17 protein-coding genes are annotated in these 18,288 nt (G+C 45.1%); 8 read left to right on the top strand and 9 right to left on the bottom strand.

The genetic code is table 11. The annotated features are described in order from the left end of the window. Positions 1–121 precede the first annotated feature (121 nt). The 3 genes from ACZ2XM_RS12355 to ACZ2XM_RS12345 form a co-directional block, all read right to left on the bottom strand. On the bottom strand, positions 122–2,146 hold the full coding sequence (locus ACZ2XM_RS12355) for a TRAP transporter permease (protein WP_490589001.1): 2,025 nt from the start codon (positions 2,144–2,146) through the stop codon (positions 122–124). Beyond that, positions 2,127–2,720 carry a DUF1850 domain-containing protein gene (locus ACZ2XM_RS12350; protein WP_490589002.1) on the bottom strand — a complete coding sequence of 198 codons (594 nt, stop codon included), beginning with the start codon at positions 2,718–2,720 and terminating at the stop codon, positions 2,127–2,129. The genes ACZ2XM_RS12355 and ACZ2XM_RS12350 overlap by 20 nt, the downstream gene beginning before the upstream one ends. 83 nt (positions 2,721–2,803) lie before the next feature. Beyond that, positions 2,804–3,835, bottom strand: coding sequence for a TAXI family TRAP transporter solute-binding subunit (locus ACZ2XM_RS12345; protein ID WP_490589003.1), 1,032 nt, complete (start codon positions 3,833–3,835; stop codon positions 2,804–2,806). A gap of 434 nt (positions 3,836–4,269) precedes the next feature. Between ACZ2XM_RS12345 and ACZ2XM_RS12340 the strand changes: the two genes are divergently transcribed. The 6 genes from ACZ2XM_RS12340 to ACZ2XM_RS12315 all read left to right on the top strand — a co-directional run bounded on the left by ACZ2XM_RS12340 (position 4,270) and on the right by ACZ2XM_RS12315 (position 9,955). Further along, a complete protein-coding gene (locus ACZ2XM_RS12340; protein WP_490589004.1) occupies positions 4,270–5,199 on the top strand; it encodes an alpha/beta fold hydrolase in 930 nt (309 codons plus the stop codon). Positions 5,200–5,460: 261 nt separating this feature from the next. Further along, complete coding sequence (dapD, locus tag ACZ2XM_RS12335; protein WP_201499221.1) at positions 5,461–6,282, top strand: 2,3,4,5-tetrahydropyridine-2,6-dicarboxylate N-succinyltransferase; 822 nt, start codon at positions 5,461–5,463, stop codon at positions 6,280–6,282. Between the two features lie 293 nt (positions 6,283–6,575). Continuing rightward, entirely contained in the window at positions 6,576–7,247 is a 672-nt protein-coding gene (queE, locus tag ACZ2XM_RS12330) for a 7-carboxy-7-deazaguanine synthase QueE (RefSeq protein WP_490589084.1), read from the top strand. A 197-nt stretch (positions 7,248–7,444) separates the two neighbouring features. Then, on the top strand, positions 7,445–8,506 hold the full coding sequence (locus ACZ2XM_RS12325; protein WP_490589005.1) for a multidrug resistance efflux transporter family protein: 1,062 nt from the start codon (positions 7,445–7,447) through the stop codon (positions 8,504–8,506). A gap of 103 nt (positions 8,507–8,609) precedes the next feature. Then, positions 8,610–9,245, top strand: coding sequence for a trimeric intracellular cation channel family protein (locus tag ACZ2XM_RS12320; RefSeq protein ID WP_490589006.1), 636 nt, complete (start codon positions 8,610–8,612; stop codon positions 9,243–9,245). A gap of 44 nt (positions 9,246–9,289) precedes the next feature. After that, entirely contained in the window at positions 9,290–9,955 is a 666-nt protein-coding gene (locus tag ACZ2XM_RS12315) for a trimeric intracellular cation channel family protein (RefSeq protein WP_490589007.1), read from the top strand. 81 nt (positions 9,956–10,036) lie between these two features. Here ACZ2XM_RS12315 and recJ read toward each other — a convergent pair whose 3' ends face one another. Then, positions 10,037–11,884, bottom strand: a complete 1,848-nt coding sequence (gene recJ, locus ACZ2XM_RS12310) for a single-stranded-DNA-specific exonuclease RecJ (RefSeq protein WP_490589008.1) — start codon at positions 11,882–11,884, stop codon at positions 10,037–10,039. Between the two features lie 457 nt (positions 11,885–12,341). Here recJ and ACZ2XM_RS12305 point away from each other — a divergent pair, with 457 nt between their 5' ends. Further along, complete coding sequence (locus ACZ2XM_RS12305; RefSeq protein WP_490589009.1) at positions 12,342–12,857, top strand: hypothetical protein; 516 nt, start codon at positions 12,342–12,344, stop codon at positions 12,855–12,857. Positions 12,858–13,047: 190 nt separating this feature from the next. Here the strand turns inward: ACZ2XM_RS12305 and ACZ2XM_RS12300 are convergent, their stop codons facing one another. The 4 genes from ACZ2XM_RS12300 to ACZ2XM_RS12285 all read right to left on the bottom strand — a co-directional run bounded on the left by ACZ2XM_RS12300 (position 13,048) and on the right by ACZ2XM_RS12285 (position 16,813). Continuing rightward, the gene (locus ACZ2XM_RS12300) at positions 13,048–14,064 is read right to left on the bottom strand and encodes a hypothetical protein (RefSeq protein ID WP_490589010.1); all 1,017 of its coding nucleotides are present in this window, start codon (positions 14,062–14,064) and stop codon (positions 13,048–13,050) included. Between the two features lie 83 nt (positions 14,065–14,147). Further along, entirely contained in the window at positions 14,148–14,576 is a 429-nt protein-coding gene (locus tag ACZ2XM_RS12295; RefSeq protein ID WP_490589011.1) for a hypothetical protein, read from the bottom strand. A 69-nt stretch (positions 14,577–14,645) separates the two neighbouring features. Next, positions 14,646–14,993: a hypothetical protein gene (locus tag ACZ2XM_RS12290; protein WP_490589012.1), complete on the bottom strand. Its 348-nt coding sequence runs from the start codon at positions 14,991–14,993 to the stop codon at positions 14,646–14,648. A gap of 179 nt (positions 14,994–15,172) precedes the next feature. Continuing rightward, positions 15,173–16,813, bottom strand: a complete 1,641-nt coding sequence (locus ACZ2XM_RS12285) for a long-chain-fatty-acid--CoA ligase (protein WP_490589013.1) — start codon at positions 16,811–16,813, stop codon at positions 15,173–15,175. Between the two features lie 351 nt (positions 16,814–17,164). Between ACZ2XM_RS12285 and ACZ2XM_RS12280 the strand changes: the two genes are divergently transcribed. Next, positions 17,165–17,563, top strand: coding sequence for a hypothetical protein (locus ACZ2XM_RS12280; protein ID WP_490589014.1), 399 nt, complete (start codon positions 17,165–17,167; stop codon positions 17,561–17,563). 197 nt (positions 17,564–17,760) lie between these two features. On the opposite strand, the gene ACZ2XM_RS12275 is transcribed toward ACZ2XM_RS12280, so the two are convergent. Then, positions 17,761–18,150: a hypothetical protein gene (locus ACZ2XM_RS12275; RefSeq protein ID WP_490589015.1), complete on the bottom strand. Its 390-nt coding sequence runs from the start codon at positions 18,148–18,150 to the stop codon at positions 17,761–17,763. Positions 18,151–18,288 lie beyond the last annotated feature (138 nt).

Below are 18,288 nucleotides of genomic sequence, written 5' to 3'. Positions count from 1 at the left end.
ATGAAATAGCTACGATAAAATACCTAAGCTAAAATAACTAAGTCTTAACAAACTGCTCATAAAAAAAGAGGCCCGCTAGGACCTCTTTTTTATTAATAACGCTCAGAGCAGACTGCCTCTACTAAACAGCTGACGGGGTAATCACCGACTTATTCGTTTTTACGTTCCAAGCCGCAATGCCGATAACAATAATAGCCCCTGCCACATCGGTCATAAGCTCAGGATAGATGAGCAATAGAGCTCCGACTGCCAAGGCTACTCGCATCAATGGGTTCATAACGCCTTTAAAGTAGCCTTCAACAGCGGCACTAAGACCGATAACGCCCATAACGGAAGTGATGACTACCATTACGATTTCCATAACCGGTGGTAGTGGGAATTCTTTCGCGGTAACGGCTAAACCTGCTGGGTCAATCATCAGCATGGTTGGGTTATAGATAAACATAAATGGCACGATAAAACCGGCAAGCGCTAGTTTTAACGATTGGAAGCCGGTCTTCATCGGATCCCCGCCAGCGATACCTGCTCCGGCAAAGGCAGCTAAGCAAACCGGTGGGGTAATATTAGCAAAGATACCAAAATAGAAGACAAACATATGCGCGGATAGAATAGGAATATCAAATCCTGCCAGTGCGGGGGCGGCCATAGTTGCCGTAATAATATAAGCGGGAATCGATGGCAAGCCCATCCCTAGTACCATGGAAGCTAGCATGGTTAAAATGAGGGTGAGTAATAACGACCCTGCTCCTAGCGTTACGATTGAAGAGGTCATAACGGTACCAAAGCTGGTCAGACTAACCACACCAATAATAATACCGACGACAGCACAAGCGGCCATAACGGCAAGCGACAATCGCGCCCCATCCTCTAATGCCCCAAGCACATCCATAAAGCTCATGCGCGTCTCTTTACGCAACATACTCATTAGCACTGTAAAGCCAATCGTATAGGCGGCCGCGAAACCTACTGGGATAGACTTGGCCAATAACACCACCAAAAACACAATCGGTAACAGCATATGACCGCGAGCTTTCATGACGTCTTTCAGTCTCGGTAGACTCTCTTTGGCAATCCCTTTTAAATCTCGGCGCCCTGCCCGAAAGTGTACTTGAGCGATGACGCCTAAATAGTATAAGAGTGCAGGCAGTACCGCCGCTAGGGCAATCGTACTGTATTTCACACCTGTCGTTTCTGCCATGATAAAAGCACTGGCGCCCATAATAGGCGGTAACACCTGACCCCCGACTGAAGCACTGGCTTCCACCGCCCCAGCAAAGTTACGGTGATAACCCACCTTCTTCATTAAAGGAATAGTAAAGGCACCTGTACCGACCACGTTGGCCACCGCAGCACCGTTAATACTGCCCATAAAACCACTAGAGATAACCGCAACCTTGGCCGGTCCACCCTGCTTATGTCCCGCCAATGCCAAGGCTAAATCATTAAATAACTGTCCCATTCCTGAGCGCGATAAGAAGGCGCCAAATAGGATAAAGAGAAAAATAAAGGTTACAGAAGCACCGATTGCAGTGGAATACAAACCTTCCGTTTTTAGATACAGCTGACCGAAGATATCGCCCATATCGTAAGGACGAGTCAGCAGTCTATCGGGCATAAAATCCAAATGACTAAAGAAAGGATATGCTAAAAATACTAATGCAAATATCGGTAGGATAATACCTGTAATCCGCCGCGTCCCTTCTAATACACACAGTACAGTGATGATAGAAAATATAATATCGAGCTGATTGGGAATACCCCCACGTACAGTCACAATATTTTGATACTCAAAAATCAAGTACCCCGCGCCCGCTAAAGACATTAAAAACCATAGCCAATCGTACCAAGCTACTCGGTCGCGGCTACCTCTTTTAGTCGCAGGATAAATTAAGAAAATTAAGGCAAAACCTACCCCGACGTGTACTGCGCGCTGTAATAAGGCAGGCATAGGGTTAAAAGTAATATATAGGTGAAATAATGCATAGAGAATACAAATTGCTGCGATAAACCATTTAACATATTTATTACTAACTTTACGGGTGATTGACTCTCGGTCGAATTTTTCCAGTATTTCCTGCTGCTGGGCGGCAGTAGGAGCGTCCGGAACAGTAGCGGCTGCTAAGGGCTCAACGGGCAAGGTGCTCATGGCAAGGTTCCTGTGTCAGTCGCGTCCATAGAGAAATCTTTTGAGGCGCGATATGAATATTGGTGTAGTCGTCGACCCATTGATAGACGGGCAACGGTTGTCCTTGAGTGGTAGTGGTAGTGGCACTGCCATCATTGGGGAGAATGAGGCTGGCTTGGATATTAGAGGACACCATCCAATCGAGATAAGGGAGGGTCGTATTAATTTGATAATGCACGTAATCTTCGTATTCAGGGCGAGTATTCTTGAGCGCCTTTTCAGTGGAAGGCGTCCCTGCCCCAAAGGTCTGCAGGTAAGTATCCGTCAATAGGAGGTTATCGCTCTTAGCTTGATAAGACTCAACCCACCACTGCTTTTCAACCGAATGCAGCCACTTTAGCTCAAACTTATCTCGGTCTAGGTAGCAAGTCTGCTCGGCAAAGCTAACCTGTACCCCTTGATGACCCGGCAGCAATAACAATCCCGCTATCACTAACCCCCCTAACAATGTGAGACCCATTAACGCAAAAAAACCAGTACAGCCACTCATGCTGTACTGGTCATCGTTATCACGGTCAATGCGGTTACGAAGCATCTTTTGGCTGCTCACTAAGTTATTTACTTCTATAGTTACTAATTAATATAGTTACTAATTCACATAGCTATTCACTATGGTAGCTACTTAGCAGCTTGCTCATCATAGTATTTCTTAGCACCAGGATGCACAGGGGCTACCATACCTTGCTGGGCAGTCTCTAAGCTGATACCAGCTGCAGCTTGGTGAGCCGTTTTTAGCTTATCTTGGCTTTCAAAGAAAGTCTTAGTCAGTTTATAACCATCTGCTTCTGATAAGTCTGAACGCACGACAAAAGCGTTCATAATCGCTGCAGTGGGAATAGCCGCTTCGTTACCGTAAGTACCCGCTGGAATGTCCATAGCAACGAAATAAGCTTGGTCTTTGGCAATTTCAGCGACTTTAGCAGGGTCAATACCTACTAGCTGTAAATCAAAGCCTTGCTGTAGCTCCATTAAAGATGAGTTTGGTAGACCACTGGTCAAGAATGCGGCATCGATTTTGCCAGACTTCAAAGCATCTGCGGCTTCGGCATAACCTAAATAATCGACTTTGACATCGTCATAAGTCATGCCAAAACCTTTTAACAAGTTACGGGCATTCACTTCTACGCCAGAATTTTGTGCACCCACAGCAATACGCTTACCTTTTAAGTCTTCAAAGTTGGTAATACCCGTCTTTTTAGAGGTCACGATTTGTACGTAGTTTGGATACAGTGTGGCAATCTGCTGCACGTTCGTAATAGGCGCTGAAAAGTTATTTTCGCCTTTGATAGCATCGCTTAAAACGTCACTCATGACGAAAGCCAACTCAACTTTTTCTTGGTTGAGGAGATTCATATTCTCAACAGAAGCACCTGTAGTTTGCGTTTTAGAGTTCACCCCATAAGTCTGGTTATAGGCTTCAGTCAGCGAAGTCCCAATAATGTTGTAAGGGCCCGACGCGCCACCGGTAGCTAGCGTAGCAAACTTGGTATCAAGCTTGTTATCGGCTGCAGCTGCTGTAGTATCTGAGTCAGTAGTGACAGTAGCGTCATCGGTCTTGGCGGTATCATTGGCCGAATTTGAACAAGCGGTCATGGCTAAACTGGCGGCAATCATCGCTAACAAAAGAGGGGATTTGTGAGAAAACTTCATTGAATTCATCCTTGAAAGAGTAAATCTAGTTATGGTCACACACTGCTGTTGTTTAACACAAGCACTGCTCTTCTTTACTAATAGTTTAGAATGATAACTTAAATTCAATCGAATTAAAATGATACTGTTACATTCATTTTAAACACATAACGATGTTATTTACCTACAAAGGGCTTGTTTCACGGTATAGAAGGTTAATTTTTAAGACTAATTTTAATTTTCATCCTTAAATATTATTAAGTAATTATTAATAAGCAGCGGCTATTAATTTAATAATGCTTACCCTAGCATATTAGCTGCCTTAGATTGATGAATTATCTCGCCAAAAACTGAGCGTAACCGAATAACGCTTGAGTGCCCCTTTTGACTTCTAGTATGCTTATCGCATTTATCGCTTTGCTTAATCTCGCTTAATTGAAGGAAGTAAGACCCTTATGACCGCACCTATCCTCTCTTCTGACCGTATCCATACTTTGCACCATCAGTTTTTTGAGCCCAGTAGCGAGCCTACTGCCACCCTGCTTATTGTCCACGGTATGGCCGAGCATAGCGGTCGTTACGCCCTATTGGCGCAGTATTTAGCCGATCATGGCGTGGCGGTCTTAACTTATGATCAGCTTGGTCACGGTCTTACCGCTAATGACACAGCGGAACTGGGCTATTTTCAACGCAACCATCCGATGCAAACGCTACTTAGAGACGTTATCTTGATGGCCAATGAGCTTAAAGAAAAACACCCTAACGTACCGCATTTTGTCATGGGTCATTCAATGGGCTCCTTTATCGTGCGCACTATGCTACAGCATCATAGCACTGAGTTTGCAGGTGCAATTTTGATGGGAACTAGCGATACTGACCCATTGGCACCGGTCTTCTTACCTATTACTAAAGTGCTCAATAAGGTTAAACCAAAACATAGAAATTCAGTATTCGCTAAAACCACTAATGTCATCCTTAATAGCAAATTGAAAGACAAAGAATCAGACTCGAAATACGCTTGGGTTTGTAAAAACGCCACCAGTCGTCAGGCTTATGAAGACGATCCGTTATGCGGTTTTGAATTTACCAATAATGGCTTTTTGGGTCTATTCAGCTTAATGGTCAAAGGCTTAGCGAAAGACTGGGCAAAAAATATCGATACTGACTTCCCTATGCTGTTTGTAAGCGGTGAAGAGGATCCGATTGGTAATATGAGTAAGGGCATTGAAACACTGACCAAGCGCCTACAAGAGCAAGGTTTTACGCAAATAGACCAACGTCTATATAGTGGCATGCGCCATGAGCCCTTGCATGAGACTGAGCGCAAGCAAGTCTATGCTGATTTGTTAATTTGGTTAGAGGCCTATAGCGCAGTCGTAGCATAAGTCAAAAAATGAAGTATTTTTTTAAGCACAGTAATTTACCTAAAAAAGGCTGTGCTTAAATATTTAATATCCTGATTTAAAACAATTTTTATTAATTAAATCACCAATAGTCTTTAGCAGATAAGCATAGGTGAATATCATTATTGATAAACCTTATTTGCGAAAACGCCTTAAATTAGCGACAATACGACGGCACTACCTTCTTGCTTACAGGCTGATATTACAGCCTAATAAGTGCTGCTAATATTTTTAAGGATTTTTATGTCATTGCAACAAACTATTGAACAAGCTTTTGAAAACCGTGCAGACTATAGCCCTGAGACGATGCCACAAGACGTCAAAGACGCGGTCAACTCTGTATTAGAGCAGTTAGACAACGGCAGCTTGCGCGTAGCAGAAAAAAAGGATGGTGAGTGGGTCGTCAATCAGTGGGCGAAAAAAGCGGTATTGCTATCGTTCCGTCTGAATGACAATGTGCCTATGCCCTCTGGCGCTGATTTGCAGTTTTATGACAAAGTACCGACTAAATTTGCCGACTGGACAGATGCCCAATTTAAAGCGTCTGGTATCCGTGTCGTCCCGCCTGCTGTAGCGCGTCGCGGTGCATTTATCGCGAAAGGCGTAGTACTTATGCCAAGCTATACCAACATCGGTGCCTATGTAGATGAAGGGGCTATGGTAGATACTTGGGCGACCGTGGGTTCATGTGCCCAAATCGGTAAAAATGTGCATCTTTCTGGCGGTGTGGGTATCGGCGGTGTGCTTGAGCCCTTACAAGCCAACCCAACTATCATCGAAGACAACTGCTTTATCGGTGCCCGCTCTGAGATCGTTGAAGGCGTCATTGTAGAAGAAGGCTCAGTGATTTCTATGGGCGTCTATATCGGTCAATCGACTAAGATTTATGACCGCGAAACCGGTGAAGTTCATTACGGTCGTGTACCAGCCGGCTCTGTAGTAGTATCAGGTAGTTTGCCTGCAAAAGACGGCTCTCATAGCTTATACTGTGCAGTTATCGTCAAAAAAGTCGATGCCAAGACCCGCGCGAAAACTAGCATTAATGAGCTGCTACGTTTGGCGTAACGCTTTATGCTGAATGTTTGCAATAATGGCTTATTCAGCATTATCTGCAAACCATCATTACTAAAATACAGTGACTAAAAAAGGCCAAGGTTATAATAATCTTGGCCTTTGTATTGCTAGTGATACTTTATACTGTTAGCTTAGATTTTTTACGCTTAACCCTTTTTATGCTTAATAATTTTTACGCTTAATCCTTTTCATGTTTAGCTATAGGACACCCTCTTTTGAACGCCACCCTTACGCCATTGCGCAGCCAAGCTATCCCTGTCACTGATCCTGAAGCCGGATTGCGGATGACTGAGATATTTTACTCCTTACAGGGAGAGGCATTAACGGCAGGCTTGCCCACCATCTTTGTGCGTTTGACGGGGTGTCCGTTACGTTGTGTTTATTGTGATACGACCTACTCTTTCACGGGCGGCGAGCGTTTATCGTTGGATACTATCTTGGCCAACATTGGTCAGTATCCGTGCAAGCGTGTGTGTATCACGGGTGGCGAACCACTGGCCCAGCCCAATGCTATCGAATTGATTAAAAGACTATTGGCAGACGGTTACGAAATATCGTTAGAGACGGCAGGCGCACTATCGGTGCATAATGTGCCGCCAGCGGTCAGTAAAGTGATGGATTTAAAGACCCCTAGCAGCGGTGAGTCAGATAAAAACTTATGGTCAAATCTGGACTATCTAACCCCGCACGATCAGCTAAAATTTGTCATTATGAACCGCGAGGACTATGAGTGGTCTAAAGCTAAAGTGGCGGAATATAATCTCGATAAAAAAGTCAGCGCTGTTTGGTTTTCTCCCATGTTTAATGTCGATGAATCGCAAGTAGCGGAAGGCTATGTGCCGCCAGTGCCCAATCTAGCACGGGAACTTGCCGAGTGGATTATAAGCGATGCCCTGCCCGTACGCTTTCAATTACAACTGCATAAAATCATCTGGGCGGATGCCAAAGGAAAATAACGACTCTTACAACGGCTAGGATGGCCAAACCTATTATGATGCATTGGCAGCTTATAATTCTCGATTGCTTATAGTTATAGTTATAAAAATTCCCAAATACCTCAAATAATAGCGACCCTACCCTCTAAGCTTTATGACGCCCTATGGGCATCGCGTTTAGGGGGCTTATTGAGTCCGTAAAATAAAGGCGAGTTACTTTGATTAGATTGATATTATTAGGCTTATTGGCGGGCGCCTTTTTTAGCTCCACCTTTGTCTTAAACGAGTTAATGAGCGTCGCCGGCGGACATTGGTATTGGTCCGCTAGCCTACGCTATCTCTTTATGCTACTCATGCTCTCAATCATTATTGCCGCCAAACATGGCGTGGGCAGATTGGTTGAGCTAAGCCAAATTTTCGCGCGGCATTGGGGGTTTTGGTGTGTGACGGGCGGTATCGGCTTCGGGCTATTCTATGCCGGTATTTGTTTTGCCGCTGATCATGCCAGCGGTTGGGTCGTCGCCTCGACCTTCATGTTTACCGTGGTCGCTAGTTTGTTTGTCTTACGCGCCTTCAATCAGCGCTTTGATAAGCAAGTGATTATCTATGCGCTGATGATTTTCTTCGGCGTCATTATGGTTAATATTAGTGAGGCGCTACATGCCGCTACGCAGACGGTAGCCGCGCAACCCATGGTAGAGACGTTACTGTTTGGCGCTCTACCTGCTCTAATTGCCGCCTTTAGCTATCCGATTGGCAACCAGTTGGTCTGGCAAGCATCGCATAATGCTAAATCTCAGAATCAGTTAGCCACTCAGCTAGAGAGCCATTTGCAAAATCCGTCTCTAGACCATATGGCAACTAAGTCCAGTACTAGCGTTCAGCCTTTAGCATGGATGCGTCATATCCCCACGATTAAAACTTCGCTATTAAACGACGCCTTTAATAAGGTCTGGCTAATGACCTTGGGCAGTGCGCCCTTTTGGCTAGTATTAGGCGTGATTTTACGGCCGGAGCTGCCCAGCACCTCGCAAACCTTTAACACCTTCTTAGTGGCCTTGTTATCCGGCGTGATTGCGACCAGTCTATTTTTATATGCCCGCGAACATGCGCACAGCTCAAAAGAAGTCGCGAGCGTCGATGCTACCCAAGCTAGTGAGGTTATCTTTGCCTTAATTGGCGGTATTCTACTGTTAGGCACACCGCTACCTTCTCTAGTCGGTGTCATAGGTATCGTGTTGATTATTCTCGGCTTAGTGCTCTTCGCGCGCAGTGGTTAGCGCGCTTTGCACGCCGACCTGACCACTCAGATAGATTTATGACGAGACTATTCTGTGGTATTTGCTACCATAGCCCCCATTTTCTGACCGACACTATGCCACCATGACCAGTTATTTCATTTTTCCTGATATCTTGCTATATATGCTGGACATGGTAGGCATCATTGCCTGTGCCATCGCAGGGACTTTGCTCGCGCAGCACAAAGGTTTCGATATCTGGGGCTGTATCTTAGTCTCGATGGCCAACGCTATCGGTGGCGGTACTTTCCGTGATATGGCTTTAGACCGTCACCCCCTTTTTTGGATGACTGACCTGACCTATGTGATAGTAATTACGCTGACCTCGCTAGTGCTACAGATTTTCTTCCACCTCTATCATAAAATCGATCGCGCGCTCAAGCTGTTCGACGCCATTGGTCTGGCAGCTTTTAGTGTCATTGGCTTTAAAGTAGCGCTAGGTCAAGGGGTATCGCCGGTGATTGCCGTGATGATGGCGGTATGGACCGCTATTATTGGGGGGATGATTCGCGATATTATCTGTAATGAGATTCCGCTAGTATTGCAGCGTGAGATTTATATTACCGCTAGCGTATTTGGCTCTTGCCTATATCTAATACTCACCAATATAGGGGTCAGCACAGGCATTAGCGAATTCATTATGCTGATTGCCATCTTTGCTACGCGTATGTTGGCGCTACGCTTTGACTGGCATTTGCCTTCTATCCGTTTGGTAGATTAAGCTTGCCGTGATGCAACAACAGCTTATCCTGCTGAGACCTGCCTATGTTTACCGCTGCCCTCGACTCAACGCTAATCACTACTTTTGACCCCCGTTCGCTATTGTTCCTATTCGATATGATTGGCATTGTGGCCTGTAGTGTCTCTGGGACTATCCTCGCGAAACATAAAAACTTTGATGTCTTCGGCTGCTTGCTGGTCTCGATGGTGACGGCTATCGGCGGCGGAACAGTGCGCGACGTCATCTTAGATCGACATCCGCTATTTTGGATGGTCGATATGAGCTATCTGACGGTCATCACCATTTCATCGCTCACCATGCAGATATTTTTTAATCCTAGCTCGAAGGGCGTCGATAAATTTCTTAAATTATCCGACACTATTGGCCTATCCGCCTTTACCTTAATTGGGATTAAGGTGGCGACCAGTATGGGGGCAAATATTCCGGTGGCTTTACTATTGGGGGTAATTACCATCATCGTCGGTGGCATCATTCGCGATATGATCTGTAATGAAATCCCGCTGGTATTACAGCAGGAAATTTATATCACGGCTGCACTGACAGGTGGTGGGCTATTCTTTGTACTACGCGGCTTGGGCGTGACGGATTGGGTTACTGAGATTGCCACCATGAGTACGATTTTCACTTTGCGGATGTTAGCGATTCGTTATGATTGGCAATTTCCGAAGATTGAATGGGTGCGGCACTGATATACCCCACTCAACCTTAGCCTGAAATGGCAAGAAACCTCGCTTGCTCTTGTTATGAACAAGCGATTGTAGGATAAGGGGTTAATTAATAATCGCTAAGTCTTTCACCATCAACTGCACGCTTTGATTGCCATTCCACTCATTAATATCTAGCTCAAATAAGACGTGGACTTGCTGCGCCTTATAATCCCAAGCGGCTGCGTCAAAATTAAACCAAATCGCATCAATGGGATACTGCACGCCAGGATATTGCAGTGATAGTTTTAAGTGCTTGTCTTTGAGCACGCGGAAACTGACCACGGTAAAGACCCCATCAAAGACCGGCGGTACGAACCCATGGCCCCAGATACTGGCATTTTTCAGCATATCGGCAAAGCTTAAGCTAAAGTCTGCGGCCTGCAGCTGACCATCGGTAAAGGCTTCCTCTGCAAATACAGACGCCTCTATACTCGCCATCACTTCTTCAAATGCAGCGACGAATTTTTCAAAATTGCTGCGTTTTAGCGTTAACCCTGCTGCCATGGCATGACCACCGAAATGACTAATCAGCTCTGGATAGGTCTCAGCCACCAGCTCAATGGCATCGCGAATATGAATGCCTGGAATCGAGCGCGCAGAGCCTTTGATAGCATCGTCCGGTCCCGTCTTATCGGTATTGGCAGGGGCAAAAACAATAGCAGGACGGTAATAGCTCTCTTTAAGCCTACCCGCAACTATGCCAATGACACCCTGATGCCAGTCGTCTTGATAGAGGATGATACTGCGCGCACCTTCAGGGGTTGGATCTGTTGAAGCGACCTTAGAGGATTTGACAGGCTCGATAGTAATTAGCCCATTGTCGTTAGCATAGCCGCTAGCCTCACCCTCTCCCGAATCCTTCTCTTTATTACCTTGCAGCTGCGCTAATATCTCATCCGCTTGATCGCGCATCTTACCTTCGACCAAACGACGCTCTTGGTTCAGACTGTCCAGCTCGTGAGCTAATCGCTGTGCTTCACTGCGGTCATCAGCCAGTAAGCAATCGATACCGATACGCATATTGTCCATGCGACCCGCCGCATTGATACGGGGTCCTAAGACAAAGCCAAAGTCTTGCGCAGTGAGCTTTTTGGGATCACGGCCGGCTTGCTCTAGTAAAGCTAAGATGCCCTGACAGCAGCGCCCTTGACGAATCGCTTGTAAGCCATGATAGACCAAGGTACGGTTATTTTGATCAAGTACGCCTACGTCCGCGATAGTGCCTAAAGCGACTAGGTCTAAATGCCGACTGACCTGCACTGTGGATTTACCCGCTGTACGGCGCAGTTTCGCTAGCCGCCCCAGTAAATAAAAGGCCACGCCTACCCCAACGAGCGATTTACTAACAAAGTCACAGCCCAATTGATTGGGATTGACTACCGCATCGGCAGGTGGCGTCTCTTTAGTCGTGAGATGATGGTCGGTAATGACGACGGTGATGCCATCCGCTTTGGCGCGCGCCACGCCTTCATGGCTAGAGATGCCATTATCGACGGTGACAATCACTTCAGGGTGATACAGTTCAATACCTAATTCTACAATCTCTGGGGTCAGGCCATAACCATATTTAAAGCGGTCCGGCACGATAAATTCGACATTCGCACCCATTTCTCTGAGCACACGAATCATCAAGGCAGTACTGGTCGCACCATCACAATCGAAGTCACCAACGATTAGGATGCGTTGACCTGTATCGATGGCCTCATCCAAGATAGCGGCGGCACGGTCTAGGCCTAACAAGCCATCTGCAGGCAACAGCTTGGCCAGCTCGGTGCCCATATCCTCTATAGCGGTGATACCGCGCCCAGCATAAAGCCTAGCGAGCGTCGGCGCTTGGGCGGCTAGTGGTTGTAGACTGGCAGGCAGGTCGTCAGGCACAGTGCCTGTAAAGCGGGGGGTTAAATTTAGCATGGCGCTATTCTACTGGCTTTACTGGCCGCACTCAATCATGGTTATTTTATTTTTTGCGCAGGCTATTTTTCTCTACTATTGCACCCAATTTCTGTTCTTAGATACCTAACTTAGACACGACCCCAAAATAAACCCTATTTTATTTACATAACCCTGAATTAACAGCATAAAAAAGGCTATCTCGATACAAAGTGACGCTACAATATGCCGGATTAAACCTTAAAATACTCTTATCCAAAACTATAATAAACTCGTGTGTATAAAGATTTTAGTCCTAGAAAGCGCTGGGTTGATGCTACTATCAACACTATTGTTATTAGAGCTATTATTATCACAGCTACTATATTCTTATACCCTTTTATACTGGTTAGCTACCCACACTATGGCTAGCCGTTATGCTATTTAAGTCAGCTTATTGATGCTGAATTTACCCCTTTAACCCAATTAGGAGATATGAATGCAAACCACGCCTTCTGCCGAAAAATTACCGAATACTATTGACCCTACCTTGAACCTTGAAAAAGTGAAACAACAATGCCAAGAGTTGGTCAAAAAACGCGCTAGATACTCAGCCGGTGCAGCTATTGTGCCCGTACCATTTTTAGACGTGGCGATTGATGCCGGTCTCTTGACCAGCTTGCTTCCTGAAATCAGTGAGCGCTTTGGTCTCATCGAAGGTCGTGAGTCTGCCATTGACCTAGAGTCACGTGACGTGCATTGGAATGAGCTAAAGAATCGTGCGGTAGATTTTGCCGGTTTAATGGCTACTCGTGGGGTGGTTAAGAAGACTGTACAAGGCTTTGGTGGTCGTATTGTCGCTAAGCAAGTCACTAAATTTATCCCTCTAGGTGGCCAAATGGTGGCAGCGACTATGGGCTATATGATCTTCAAAAAGATTGCTTTTGACCACATTGAAGAGTGCTACAAGTTGGCTAAAAATATTCAGCAAAAACAACATGGTAAAAACGTGTAATTCGCTGCAATAATTTTAATAGAGCTAGAGATCCATACTAAAAATCAGCTAGGCAATCGCTTAGCTGATTTTTTTGGTTTTATACTTACAGAAGAAGGCAAACTTAATAGCTATATATAGGCAGCCATTTATATAGACAGTCACTCAAAATTTGGCATAGACTCACTGATATAAGTTGGTTAACCCTACCCTATTCAGTCTGCTCTAAAATAATTCGCATGGTGGGTGGCTTTTCTTTTCTCTCGACATGGACGAGAGCTTGCCAGTGCTGAGATAAGGGCAAGTCCTCACCAAATTTTAGCTCTGAGCGTTGCTCCAAGGTCTGTAGTGCCTTTAACTGCTGAGCATGTTGCGCTACTGGTATTAGGGTGGCTAAGACTTCTGAAAATACCGGCAAGGTCTGACCATCTTGGGGAGCAATATCGTAGTAAACCGTAGTCAAATCACAGCCCGATAAGGTGGCCTCAATTTTAAGTCCATGGGTCTGCACCGACTCCGTAATGACTTGGGTGTAATCATGGATATCGATATCTTCGTGTCGTGCGCCACCGTTATCTAAGTTTAATAAGGTCTTGTTTTTATTACGAGCTAGCTGGCAATTATCGCGATAATAGCTGCTAACCGGGCTGCCGTTTTTCCAGTCGACCGTAAACTCAATCGTGTCCTCTAGTAACTCTCCATTATCATCGTAAGCTTCTGGATGACTGCGAAAATTCGGGACAGCGCTATAATGAATCTGCTTACCTGCCATTTCATAGGTCACAATATGCTCGCTAAAAGGGGCGTAAAGCAGTATCTCATGACTGCCGATAATCTGTTTTTTCTTATCTAGCAATAGATACTCTACCGAGCTATTGCTAAACACACTACCCCCCAAAGGCCCCATAGACTCCACTTCAACCGCTAAGTCTTGACTGCCATCTTGGTTAAAATCCGCGGTAAATAAGGGGTGTAGGCGTAGACTGTAATCCATACTCTGTTCGTCGCCGTCTACATCCTCATATTTTTCTGAGCAATCGTATTCTAATACAGGCTTGGATAAGGAGCCTAAGCGTGGATTGGGATCGGGGTTGCTACAGCGACTTTCAATAATGGCAATGACGAGTGGTTTAGGCATGGTTTTATCAGCAGCATGAGCCTGACTTATCAGCGCTCCAGGATAAGCGCCTATTAATAGGGCCGACAATATCAGCGAATAAGGTTTCATGCCGTGCTCCCTGTATTTATATTTATACTTATTTTATATCTAGCCCTATGCTTGTAGTTATTTTAATCTAGGCACAGGCGCAATTAACGAATACTGCTAGTCTTTTCGCCTTCATCCTCTTCTATAATGCGCACTTCGATATGCTTGCTGTAGATATCCACTTCTATCAATGGGTTGTTATCAATGATAATGTGCCTAGCGTATTGCGGGATGCTACCTGAAGCTAAAAAGCTCTGCATTTTGGCGCGAGCCTCTTTATCATTAAAGACACAATCCCCCTCATCCTCACGGCTGGCCTTCCCGTAGACATAGTAATTGGCTCTGTCCTGTCTGAGTATCGCAGCTACCGTGTTATTGCTATAGTTTTGGGCTATCAAGACGCCTTTCGAGTTGTATTTATCAGCGTCTGAAATACGCGCGCTATAGCTGCAGTGATAGTCATCGGCATAAGCAGGCATGGCCATGATTAACAACGACGAGACCATAAGTAAATTGCGTTGAATATTTTTCATAGCTGTTATCCTTATTATAGTAAGTTGTTTTCTAGACCTTTACTTGCCGCATAGACTACTCGTCCGCACTTACCGAGAAGTATTAGGGTCAAGCTCAGCATCAGTCTGTTGAATGACAGCGTCGATCCCTTGCTGATTGGCAAAGTATAAGCGCCCCGTTCTGGGCTCACGATAGAAGCGTATCGGCTCCCCCTTAGCATCGTGAATGACAAATTCCTTTAGTAATCGCTGCCAATGTTCGCGTTTATTAGCTTCATCATGGTCTGCACGTAAGGTGGGCGCTAAGATAGTGGACAAGTCTTCTGCTTGGTTGGGCGTCATTAGCGACACTAACTGGCGATGCTCAGTAATATGTTGTGAGATACGTTGGATATCAGCTAGGCTAGCTTGACCCTCATCCAGTTCAATAAAAAACATTGCCGCTCCTTTATTACGTGAGTAGTGATTAAATTTTATAAGTAATATCTAGAGCATAGCACTCATAAATATAAAAATTATAGGTCTTTTGCAACCAACAAAAAGGCCCATCTTAGCGATGAGCCTAGTGACTTTCTTATTGTAGCAATAAAAATATTTAGACGGTATTGGGCGGGCTCTTAGTCTACTAAGCCACGCTCAATCAGTAAGTCAGCATATTGCTCACGCAGGTCTTTTTTCATCATCTTACCCGTACCATTTAGCGGAATGGCCTCTACAAAGACTACCGCATTAGGCAGCTGCCACTTGGCAAGTTTGCCTTCAAAATGCGCAATGAGCTCAGCTTCGCTAACTTCAGCGCCTGGCGCTAACTGAGCAATGATGACCGGACGCTCATCCCACTTAGGATGAGTAGCGCCAATAGCGGCCGCCATAGCCACAGCAGGATGCGACGTGGCGATATCTTCTAATTCTACTGAAGAAATCCACTCACCACCTGATTTAATCAAATCTTTGGCACGGTCACGAATCATTAGATAGCCGTCTTCGTCCAAAGTAGCGATGTCACCGGTATCAAACCAGCCATCAGACTCAAGCGCCGACTCATTTTTATTATAGTAAGTATCGACGATCCAATAACCTCTAATCTGTACGTTACCAGGTGTCTTGCCATCGTTTGGTAGCAGTTTATTGCCTTTATCAGCATCAACAATACGCAGCTCTACACCGAATGGTGGGCGGCCTTGCGACAAGCGTACTTTGAGTTTTTCTTCATCTGATAAATCGGCATGCTTAGCTTTCAGCTGGTTGGCTGAGCCTAATGGACTGGTCTCAGTCATGCCCCAAGCGTGTAGGGTCTGACAATCGAAATCATCACGGAAGGTTCTCATCATAGACGAAGGACACGCTGAACCGCCGATGACATTACGTTTTAGCGTAGTTAATTTCGTACCGGTTTCTTTAGCGGCCGCTAACAAGGTCGACCAGATAGTCGGTACGCCAACTGCCAAGGTCACTTTATAATCGTCAATGATATTCGCTAGGCTATGACCGTCTAGATTCGGACCCGGTAGTACCACAGCAGCGCCGACCATAGCCGCTGCGTACGGTAGACCCCAAGCGTTGGCATGGAACATAGGCACTACGGGTAAGACGATATCGTTGGCAGACAGGTTGATAGAGTCTGGCAAGCTAATAGCGAAGCTGTGTAGCACAGTGGTACGGTTGGTATAGAGTACGCCTTTAGGGTTGCCAGTAGTGCCTGAGGTATAGCATAGCGAGCAAGGCGCGTTTTCGTCTAATTCTGGCCATTCAAACTCATCTGATTGCTCATCAACGATATCATCATAGAAGATAACGTTTGGCAGTTGCGCTCTAACTTCTTCGTCAGGCGGGGTCATGCAGACAAAGTGCTTAACGGTTTTCAGATGGTCTTTTACCCCCATTACTAGCGGTAAAAAGGTCTTTTCAAAGAATAGAACTTGGTCTTCAGCATCATTAATGACGTAGATGATTTGCTGCGGGAATAAACGTGGGTTGATTGTGTGACAAACCATACCGCTACCCGACACGCCATACCAGATTTCTAAGTGGCGGCGGTTGTTCCAAGCGATAGTGGCTAAGCGATCACCTTCAACTATGCCCAATTTTCCTAGCGCATTGGCTAAACGCTTACTGTTGCTATGCAGGGTTGACCAGTCAGAATGGGTAGTCGTGCCATCAGTCTCGCGCGAGATAATTGGGGTATCGCCATGATAGTTGGCAGCATGTTGAATAAGGTGGCTAATTAACAATGGGCGGTGCATCATTTTACCGAGCATACTTTCTTCCTTGAAATAGTTTTGAATAAGTTAGGTTGCAAATAATTACATAACAACTACCCTTTCAAACTAACTTAGATTCACATTTGGTTCAAGCCATTTGACTGACGCTGCATACTTATTTTTTCTGGTACCAGTGTAGACAAATATAATTATTTGATTTTTATGAATTAATAAACACCAACCCCTCTATTATTCAGAGTCAGCACTATACATTCTATGAGTCATCGTTATAAAATGCCCCATAATCATAGATTATTGCCCCTCTATAGCATTAAAACCTTACTTATATTTATGTATTTATGACTAGGTATTGATTGCTAATACGCCCCACTTTGAAAGGAATTCTTCATGAAAACACGCTTAACACTGTCCACCGCTGCCGCTATGCTAGCTACCTTTGCACTTGCAGGCTGCGCGGCCACGCCAGATGCAAGTAACACTGCGGTTAATACCGTAGGTACGGCTACCAACATTGGCATGAACGTCTTCAAAGTCGCAGTGGATACCACCTGCCGCACCGAAATTGAAAAGCAGAACGCTTGGCGCCTAGCCAAAGTAGCGATGACTGCTGAGCAACAAGAAGCCGCCAAAACTAAAGTTTGTGGTTGTGTGAGTGAGCAAGCCCCACAGCAAGTGGGTATCGTTGAGATGACTAACGCTGCTATCGATTCAAAATATCGTAACCAGTTGGTCGCTCAAGTGGTCACTAAATCTCTGCAGAGCTGCTACAGCAGTATGATTAAATAAGTCATTTGTTATATAAATTGCGTGGGCTATGCTAGCGCTAACCACACGCTACGCTCAATTCTTAGATTTTGCGCGTAGGATGCAGCTTTAGCCTAGCATATTATGACAATTGTCTTTATCCACAAAAAAAGGTGAGGTACCCAATCGGTGACTCACCTTTTTATTATTATAGTCACAGCATAAGTACAGCTAAAGCATTAAAAAGTATTATGCGTTGGCGTAGAGGATAGTGGCGGCGTTAGCGATAAAGGAGCAGTAGCTGGTAAAACCATATCGCGGAAGTATCTAGATTTACCGTGAATCACCTTGTTGACGTCTTCCACTAGCTCTTCAATTACATCATCATAAAGCCCGTGACTCAGCTCCATCTCAAAAGCCGTATAAGGATGCTTACGCGCAGCTGAGCGTACATCGGTCACATTATGTTTGGTATAAAAGATATCGACCCGGCCATCACTGTTTAAGATACAAATGAGATTGCCATTATCAATCTCTAGCTCAACCCGCTCAGGCATGAAAATATAATCATCCACATCGAGTAGCTCTTTTTCTACTCCTCTTTTTAACAACGACTTAATATCAAACATAGATGCACTCCTGAGTTACGTATTTTTGAGATTTATTATGACCTTACTGTACCCTATTAAAGGACAGGTTTAGTTGAAAAAATGATGCTATTAAGTAAGTATATATTATCCAGATATAGGCTCCAAGTACTAAGCCAC

The sequence above is a fragment of the Psychrobacter sp. CoH-33_TS_01 genome (assembly GCF_058189395.1).
Note: the sequence above shows the minus strand (reverse complement) of the source record. Positions and strands in the feature narration are given on the sequence as shown.

Excerpts from the sequence above, each read along its gene's own strand:
- ACZ2XM_RS12355 (WP_490589001.1), bottom strand. The coding sequence starts at position 2,146 with ATGAGCACCTTGCCCGTTGAGCCCTTAGCAGCCGCTACTGTTCCGGAC.
- ACZ2XM_RS12350 (WP_490589002.1), bottom strand. The coding sequence starts at position 2,720 with ATGCTTCGTAACCGCATTGACCGTGATAACGATGACCAGTACAGCATG.
- ACZ2XM_RS12345 (WP_490589003.1), bottom strand. The coding sequence starts at position 3,835 with ATGAAGTTTTCTCACAAATCCCCTCTTTTGTTAGCGATGATTGCCGCC.
- ACZ2XM_RS12340 (WP_490589004.1), top strand. The coding sequence starts at position 4,270 with ATGACCGCACCTATCCTCTCTTCTGACCGTATCCATACTTTGCACCAT.
- dapD (WP_201499221.1), top strand. The coding sequence starts at position 5,461 with ATGTCATTGCAACAAACTATTGAACAAGCTTTTGAAAACCGTGCAGAC.
- queE (WP_490589084.1), top strand. The coding sequence starts at position 6,576 with ATGACTGAGATATTTTACTCCTTACAGGGAGAGGCATTAACGGCAGGC.
- ACZ2XM_RS12320 (WP_490589006.1), top strand. The coding sequence starts at position 8,610 with ATGACCAGTTATTTCATTTTTCCTGATATCTTGCTATATATGCTGGAC.
- ACZ2XM_RS12315 (WP_490589007.1), top strand. The coding sequence starts at position 9,290 with ATGTTTACCGCTGCCCTCGACTCAACGCTAATCACTACTTTTGACCCC.
- recJ (WP_490589008.1), bottom strand. The coding sequence starts at position 11,884 with ATGCTAAATTTAACCCCCCGCTTTACAGGCACTGTGCCTGACGACCTG.
- ACZ2XM_RS12305 (WP_490589009.1), top strand. The coding sequence starts at position 12,342 with ATGCAAACCACGCCTTCTGCCGAAAAATTACCGAATACTATTGACCCT.
- ACZ2XM_RS12300 (WP_490589010.1), bottom strand. The coding sequence starts at position 14,064 with ATGAAACCTTATTCGCTGATATTGTCGGCCCTATTAATAGGCGCTTAT.
- ACZ2XM_RS12295 (WP_490589011.1), bottom strand. The coding sequence starts at position 14,576 with ATGAAAAATATTCAACGCAATTTACTTATGGTCTCGTCGTTGTTAATC.
- ACZ2XM_RS12290 (WP_490589012.1), bottom strand. The coding sequence starts at position 14,993 with ATGTTTTTTATTGAACTGGATGAGGGTCAAGCTAGCCTAGCTGATATC.
- ACZ2XM_RS12285 (WP_490589013.1), bottom strand. The coding sequence starts at position 16,813 with ATGCTCGGTAAAATGATGCACCGCCCATTGTTAATTAGCCACCTTATT.
- ACZ2XM_RS12280 (WP_490589014.1), top strand. The coding sequence starts at position 17,165 with ATGAAAACACGCTTAACACTGTCCACCGCTGCCGCTATGCTAGCTACC.
- ACZ2XM_RS12275 (WP_490589015.1), bottom strand. The coding sequence starts at position 18,150 with ATGTTTGATATTAAGTCGTTGTTAAAAAGAGGAGTAGAAAAAGAGCTA.